Genomic DNA, 8,398 nt, shown 5'->3' with positions numbered 1-8,398 from the left:
ATATAAAAATTATTAAATTAATTGCATAATGTGTTGGTTCTTTTTCTTTTTACATTTCACTAAATACCGCTTTATCCCGTTAAATCCCGCTTATTCGCTGTTGTGTGATGGTCTATTGCTTGGATTTATCACTTATTATATTAAAAATTATTTATTATCAAAATAAATCTGTAAGTCTAAAATCCAAAATGATAAATACTAAAAATGTATAAACAAATCTTTTACTTATTTCTTTTTTATTTTTAGCTTTTTTAAAATCAATACTAATATTTACTAAATCATCATATTCTATATCCTCATCAACTTTTGCAGACATTGTAAAAATATCTCCATCATTTGATGTAAATGTATATGTTACATTATCTTCTAATGCATCATTGGTATGCATTTCATATTTTTTAGCAAAAAACTTAAAAGATCCGTAACTTGTATCTATATTTTTTATCTTTTTTATTTCTTTTTTCAAATTATCTTTATCTAATTTTATAACTGTTAATTGATTTATAGGCTGTGATAATTGACAATCTTCAAGCTGTTTTCTCCATTTATCTATAGTTTCATCGTCCATTTCTATAGGACTTGCCAAACTTATAAAATTATCAGCATTAATTTTTATTTTTTCATTTTCAGAATTTGTATAAGTTCCATCGCTTGTATATCTGAAAGTTGTTATAAAGTTTTTATCTTTATCATACAAGTTCCATATTAAACCAGAAGTAAATTTATTCATTAAATAATTATCAATAAAAACTTCTTTAAACAAATCATAGCTTAATATATCGCTGTTTATTAACATAATACTTAAAATATGTGAGCTATGATTAATAAACTTATCTACTTCTTTAGCTAATTCTTTTATTTCTTCTTTTAATTTTTTATCAATACTTTGAGGTACTTTTTTTAATTCTTTATTATTTTTTATATCGAATAAAGTTAAAGTATAATCATTATTGACAATTAATTTATAATCTTCATTCAACTCTTTTTCACATTTAGAATTAAATACAAGATTAGGCATACATCTTAATCTAAATTCAGTATAACCTATATTCATTTTTTCAAGTAACTCATTAATCATTTCTACTGCTTCTTTACGAATTGCACCTTTAGTTGAATTTATATATATTTTATATAATAAACTCTGGGCATATCTGCTTTCTATATTAAAGCTTATCATTGTAAGGAGATTTTTTGATTCAATAGTATACATTAATTCTGATATTTTCTTTAAAGCTTCATCTCCTCCGTACATAGCATAAACAAAAGCAGTGATAACTTCATCTTGATTTTTTAAATAAATCTTTTTAGTAAAATTCACAAATGATTTTAAATCAAGTAAATTAACCATATTATCAATTTTTTCTAATTTTTTAATAGTTTTCTTTAAAGACAAATATTCTGAATATATATACTTTATAACTGCAATATTTACTTCTCTTGATTTATCTTTTACTAGAACATGACAATCCTTTATAAACTCAAGTTTCTTATCATATTTTTTAGCATTGTAATTTCTTTCAGCATACTTTTCTGCTTTTTCTATAGTTTTGAAATTATAATTATTTGTAACAAATGAAAGCTCTGATGAGAAATCACTTTCAAGTCTTTTTTTCAATCTTACAACTTTTTTATTTTTATCATCTGCAATAAGCTCATATATTTCTTTAACATTAAATTTTGTTATACTTATAATATCGGCCTTAGGAAAAAATGCCTGCCTATATACTTGAATTCTTGTAGGTAATTTATCCATATCCTTATCATCACAAATTATATTTATAGCTTGTAAACTGTCTAAATTCCAATTTGCTAAAGATTCATAATGATCAAACTTGTGAGCATAGGCAAACAACAACATTACACTAATGACATTTCTTGTATCCCATTTATCAAGAGGCTGATTAAATTCGTGTGTAAAAGCAAACATATGCTCTATATTTGTTACTTTAGACATATTCCAGCTATTTAAAGGCTGATTAAATTTACCGCATGCTCTAAATGCAAATTCCATACTTTCAACATTAGAAGTATCCCATTTATCTAAAGGCTGATTAAAATTTTCACAGTCCGAAAATATATGTTGCATATTTTTCACATTAGATACGTCCCAATCATTAAGAGGCTGATCAAAAGCTTTACAATAACGAAACGTCTTTGATAAATCTTCAACATTAGATACATTCCAATTATTTATATTCTGATTAAATTTCAAAGCCACATTAAACATATTAGACATATCTTTAACATTAGAAACATCCCATTTGTCCAAAGGTCTATTAAATGCTTCACAGTTATGAAACATATCGCTCATATCTTTCACTTTAGATACATTCCAATTATTTAAAGGCTGATTAAACTTTTTAGCACCAAAAAACATGCCAGACATATTTTCCACATTTGAAACGTCCCATTTATTTAAAGGCTGATTAAAATATGTACAACAAGCAAACATATAAATCATGTTTTTCACTTTTGATACATTCCAATTATTTAAATTAGAATTAAACTCTGTCATTGAATATTGTCCCAAAACATTGTAGTCCATATATGCAAACATATAAGCCATATTCTCAACATTAGAAGTATCCCACTCTTCTATGCCATCAAAATCTTTTCTTTCACTTTTATTAAAAAGGTCGCTCATATCTGTGATAAGACTTGTATCAATATCACTAAGTTTTATACCGTCAGTAAATACTAAATTTTTTAATTCTTCTTTTGTTGCTGGTTTATGTTTATTCATCAATTCCTCCTAATTTTAATACTGATATATACATAAACAAACATATTTTGTAAATTTTAGTTTTTTCAATTTTATTATTTGTGGTGGCTTTGCCCCCACACCCCCAGTTCTTTTGTTGACACAAAGAACCAAAAAGACTGCACTTTTTACATAAAACTAGGGTATTACACTAAGTTTGATGTATATTCTTAAAATATCAAGCTGTAATATGTGCGTTTTTTGCTACTTTTTTGTGCGGCAAAAAAGTAGAAAATATCTATATAAAATGTAGATGTCGACAAAGTATATTTGTTTTATGTTTAATATAGTTAAAATAAATCTGTAAGTCTAAAATCCCAAATCATTAATACTAATAAAGTATAGATAAATCTTTTACTCACATCTTCACCATTTTCATTATCAAAATAAATATCAATTTTTACTCTGTCATGAAAATCAGTATTGGAATCAACGTCAGCATCTATAGTAAAAGTATCTCCATTCTTTGTTTTTAATGAATAACTTTTAACAACATCATATCCTATATATTCAGAATACATTTCATATCTTGCCCCAAAAGCCTCGAAAGTACCATAAGCTATTTCTAAATTATCTATTTTTTCTATTTCACTTTTCAAATTATCTTTATCTAATTTTATAACAGTTAATTGCTGTAAAGGCTGTGATATTTCATAATCTTCAAGCTGCTTTTTCCATTTATTTATAGTCTCATCGTCCATTTCTACAGGGCTTGCCAAACCTATAAAAGTATTATCATCAATTTTTACTTCTTCATCTTCACAGTTTGAATAACTTCCATCACCTGAATATCTGAAAGTAGTTATAAAATTAGAATCTTTGTTATATAGATTCCATATTAAAGATGAAGCAAATCTATTCATCATAGCATTATTAATGAAAATATCTTTGAATATATCATAACTGTATTTCTCTCCGTTTGCTAATAAAATAGCTAAAGCAAAAGAAGTATCTTTCATAAAAGAAGGAATTTCTTTTCTTAACTTTGTTACTTCTTCTTTTAAATCTTCATCAAAGTTTTGAGGAATCTTTTTTAATTCTTTATTATTATTTATATCAAATAAACTCAAAGAATAATCACTATTCAAAATTAATTTATAATTTTTATTCAATGCTTTTTCACCTTTAGAATTAAATCCGAAATCAGATGAATATCTTAATTGAAACTCATTATAGCTAATATCCATTTTTTTCATCACTTCCTCAATTAAATTATAAGCTTCATAACGAACTTCAGATTTTTTTGTATTTGAATATATTTCATATAATAATCTAAGTGCATATTTACTTTCTATATTTAATTTAATTATTAAAAGTGAAAGTTTTGTGTCATGTTCTTTTTTATATATATTTTTTACGGCCTCATCTCCTCCGTATATAGCATATATAAAAGCAGCTGTTTCTTTATTTGTTTCATCATAGATATTTTTAGCAAAATTTACAAAAGATTCTTTATCAAGTAAATTAACGATATTGTCAACCTGTACTAATTTTTTTACATCTCTTTTAAGAAGCAAATATTCTAAATATATATATTTTAAAACTTTATTTTCAACTTCTCTTGATTTATCTTTTATCAAAACCTTATAATCATTTATAAAGCTCACCTTTTTATCATCTTTTTTATTATAATTATCTTCAACATACTTTTCTGCTTCTTCTATAGTTTTGAAATTATAATTATCCGTAACAGATGAAAGCTCTTCACTAAACTCGCTTTCTAATCTCTTTTTTAATGACAAAATTTTTTTATTTGTGTCTTTTGATATTAAATCATATACTTCTTTGACATTCTCTTTTGTAATAGTTAAATAATCTTTATAAGAACCATAAAATGCCTGAAGATATGCTTTGATTTTTAACGGAAGTTCTTCATACCTACTAAAGCATAAATTACTCATTTCTGATACTTTGTTTAAATCCCAATTTGATAATGAATCAAAACAATTATAACCTTTAGCAAAGTCAAACATTCCAAACATTGTTTTTAATTTTTTTGTATCCCATTTATCTAAAGGCTGATTAAAAGCTTCAGTACTGCGAAACATAGATTCCATAGTTTTTACATTGGATACATTCCAGCTATTTAAAGGCTGATTAAAGCTGTTACATTGACTAAACATCTCATTCATATTTTCAACCTTTGAAGTATTCCATTTATCTAAAGGCTGATTGAATACAAAAGCACTTCTAAACATACCTTCCATAGTTTTTACTTTAGATACGTCCCAATCATTAAGAGGCTGATTAAAATTAACACATATACTAAACATATAACCCATATCTTCAACTTTACTAACATTCCAATTGCTTATATCTTGATTAAACGCTTTAGCATAATTAAACATAGCCCTCATAGTTGTAACATTAGAAACGTCCCACTTGTCTAAAGGCTGATTGAAACTTTCCGCTACCTGAAACATACCGCTCATATTTGTTACATTGGATACATTCCAAGTATTTAAAGGCTGATTGAACTTTTTACAATTATCAAACATTCTAAACATATCCTCAACATTTGAAACGTCCCATTTATCTAAAGGCTGATTAAAATCCTGACAATAATAAAACATGAAACTCATATGCTTAACTTTGGATACATTCCAATTATTAAGATTACGATTAAACTTAGCTTTAGAACGGCTTTCAAAACTATCATAACTCATATATGCAAACATATATGACATATCTTCAACATTAGAAACGTCCCAGTCTTCTATGCCTTCAAAATCTTTTCTGCTACTTTTATAAAAAAGCTCGCTCATATCAGTAATAAGACTTGTATCTACATCGTAGAGTTTTATTCCGTCAGTATATACTAATTTTTCTAATTCTTGTTTTGTTTCTGGTTTATATTTCTTCATATATGCTCCTTAATAAGTTTACATAATTTTAAGTTGTACTTGTAGTATAATATATATTGTGTAAATTTTCTATATAAAAAATAATTTTTTAATAAAGCCATTATAATATTAAAATCATAAAATATATTGAAAGTTGAAAGAATCATAAAAACATACTATAATAAAAAATGAAGATTATATAGTTTGGAGTAAATAAATGGCTGATAATAAAAGCATAATGGAGAGAGATGAGCTTCATAGCAAAATATGGAAAATAGCAGATGATTTAAGAGGAAGTGTTGACGGCTGGGATTTTAAGCAGTATGTACTTGGAATGCTATTTTATAGATATATTTCAGAGCATCTTGCAAACTATTTAAATCAAAATGAATGGGATGCTGGACTTAAAGATTTTAATTATGCAAGCTTAAAAGATGAAGATGTGGAACATGTAAAAAAAGAAACTATAGAAGAACAAGGTTTTTTTATATATCCAAGCGAACTTTTTGAAAATATAAGAAAAGAGGCTAATAATCAAGAAGCTAAAAAAGACGGTAAAGAAAAACATGACCTTAATGAAAAACTTCAGAAAATATTTAAAGATATAGAAAACTCAGCCAAAGGAACTAAAAGCGAAGAAAAAATTGCAGGGCTTTTTGATGATATAGATGTAAACAGTAATAAATTAGGTCCTACAGTATTGAAAAGAAATGAAAGATTAAAAAAACTTATAAACGGCATTGCTGATATAGAACTTGGAGATTTTAAAGACCATTCGATAGATGCATTCGGTGATGCCTATGAGTATTTAATGGGTATGTATGCATCAAGTGCAGGCAAAAGCGGAGGAGAGTTTTTTACACCTCAAGAGGTTTCGGAACTCCTTACAAGAATTGCAGTTACAGGAAAGAGCGAAATTAGAAGGGTATACGACCCTGCATGCGGAAGCGGTTCATTACTTTTAAAGTTCAAAAAAATATTAAAAGATGAAGAAAAGAAAATACATTATTTTGGGCAGGAAATAAATATTACTACCTACAACCTATGCAGAATAAATATGTTTTTGCATGATATAGGTTATTCAAAATTTGATATAGCACATGGAGATACTTTAACAGAACCTAAGCATAAAGATGATCAACCTTTTGATGCAATAGTTTCAAATCCGCCCTACTCTATAAAATGGGAAGGCGAAGACAATACTCTTTTAATAAATGACCCTCGCTATTCTCCAGCCGGTATATTAGCACCAAAATCAAAAGCAGACTTTGCCTTTATTATGCATTCACTTTCTTGGCTTGATACAGCAGCACTTGCAGCAATAGTATGTTTTCCGGGCATTATGTATAGAGGCGGAGCAGAACAGAAAATAAGAAAATATTTGATAGACAATAACTATATAGAATGTATTATACAGCTTCCGGACAATTTATTTTACGGTACGCAGATAGCAACTTGTATAATGGTATTATCAAAATCAAAAATAGACGGCAATACTTTATTTATAGATGCAAGCGAAGATTATGAAAAGGCAACTAATAATAATAAATTAAGCGATAAGAATATAGAAGATATTTTGTCTTATTTCAAAGGAAGGGAAACTAAAAAATATAAATGCTATTTAGCAAGCAAGGAAGAAATAGAATCACAGGACTATAATTTATCAGTATCCACTTATGTAGAGCAGAAAGACACAAGGGAGAAAGTGGATATAAAAATATTAAATAAAGAGTTGGAAGAAATAGTTTTAGAAGAGAATAAGCTTCGTAAGGATATAGCAAAAATTATTGAGGAAATAGAAAAATAATTTATTTTACTTGACAAAAATATTAATATATGTATAATATATGTATTGACATTCAAAATTAGTATTTTGAAATACCTGCAGTATACTGCAGGTTTATTTTTTATTTATGAAAAAAGTATTTGCCTATATAGATGGTTTTAATTCTTATCATTGTTTAAAATCTGCAATAGAATCACAAAATAGTAAATTAACAAATAAAAATAAATGGATAAATTACAGAAAATTAATATCTTTATTTTTTGATAAAAATACTGATATTGAGAAAATAATGTTTTTTTCAGCTATACCATATCATGCTTATAAAGATGATGCCAATAAAAGAAAAGATAAAATAAACAAACATAATGCTTTTTATGAAATATTAGATAAATATTGTCATATAGAGGTTGTTAATGGAAGATTTGGTAAAAAAATTGTTACAGACATTTGTCCTCATTGTAATCAAAAAATCAAATTGAAAAAACATGAAGAAAAAGAAACAGATGTATCATTATCCATAAATATATTATATGATGCTCTTACAATTAAGGATATTGATACTATAGTGATAATATCTTCAGATACAGACTATATTCCTGTAATAAAAATGATTTTAGAAAAAACTAATAAAAAAATAAAAATGCTTTTTCCAATTAACTCTCGGATTAATAAAGAATTTTCCAAAATAACAAATAAAAATTATTCGGCTAAAGAGATAAAAGAAAATCATATAAAATTATCTCAAATACCAGATAAAGTAACAGTTGATGGTACAACATATCAAACACCTTATATATAAAATTGGATTTTTATATGAGAGTACTAGAAGAATTAATAACTGCGAGCTCCGCACGGTAATGCTCAACCTTATCAATGCGGCTGAATATCCAATGATTAAATAAAAATATTTTTAATAATTTGCTATAATTTGTTATAATGTAAAGTATTAGATAATTGTAGGTATTAACTTATATGAGTTTGCTAGAAGATTTAATAACTACGAGCTGT

General features: G+C 26.2%; 4 protein-coding genes. 2 read left to right on the top strand and 2 right to left on the bottom strand.

The window, feature by feature from the left end; translation table 11 throughout:
- Positions 1-157: 157 nt before the first annotated feature.
- Positions 158-2,743 carry a BspA family leucine-rich repeat surface protein gene (locus F811_RS0101055; protein WP_020003456.1) on the bottom strand — a complete coding sequence of 862 codons (2,586 nt, stop codon included), beginning with the start codon at positions 2,741-2,743 and terminating at the stop codon, positions 158-160.
- 308 nt (positions 2,744-3,051) lie between these two features.
- A complete protein-coding gene (locus F811_RS0101050) occupies positions 3,052-5,625 on the bottom strand; it encodes a BspA family leucine-rich repeat surface protein (RefSeq protein ID WP_020003455.1) in 2,574 nt (857 codons plus the stop codon).
- A gap of 196 nt (positions 5,626-5,821) precedes the next feature.
- On the opposite strand from F811_RS0101050, the gene F811_RS0101045 reads away from it, so the two are divergent.
- The gene (locus tag F811_RS0101045) at positions 5,822-7,411 is read left to right on the top strand and encodes a type I restriction-modification system subunit M (protein ID WP_020003454.1); all 1,590 of its coding nucleotides are present in this window, start codon (positions 5,822-5,824) and stop codon (positions 7,409-7,411) included.
- 106 nt (positions 7,412-7,517) lie between these two features.
- On the top strand, positions 7,518-8,189 hold the full coding sequence (locus F811_RS0101040) for an NYN domain-containing protein (protein ID WP_020003453.1): 672 nt from the start codon (positions 7,518-7,520) through the stop codon (positions 8,187-8,189).
- The last annotated feature ends 209 nt before the right edge of the window (positions 8,190-8,398 follow it).

It is taken from the genome of Brachyspira innocens ATCC 29796, assembly GCF_000384655.1.
GTDB classification, from domain to species: domain Bacteria; phylum Spirochaetota; class Brachyspiria; order Brachyspirales; family Brachyspiraceae; genus Brachyspira; species Brachyspira innocens.
This window is presented reverse-complemented; position numbering and strand designations above follow the sequence as displayed.

Coding starts and splice junctions, on each gene's coding strand:
- F811_RS0101050 (WP_020003455.1), bottom strand. CDS start 5,625: ATGAAGAAATATAAACCAGAAACAAAACAAGAATTAGAAAAATTAGTA.
- F811_RS0101040 (WP_020003453.1), top strand. CDS start 7,518: ATGAAAAAAGTATTTGCCTATATAGATGGTTTTAATTCTTATCATTGT.
- F811_RS0101055 (WP_020003456.1), bottom strand. CDS start 2,743: ATGAATAAACATAAACCAGCAACAAAAGAAGAATTAAAAAATTTAGTA.
- F811_RS0101045 (WP_020003454.1), top strand. CDS start 5,822: ATGGCTGATAATAAAAGCATAATGGAGAGAGATGAGCTTCATAGCAAA.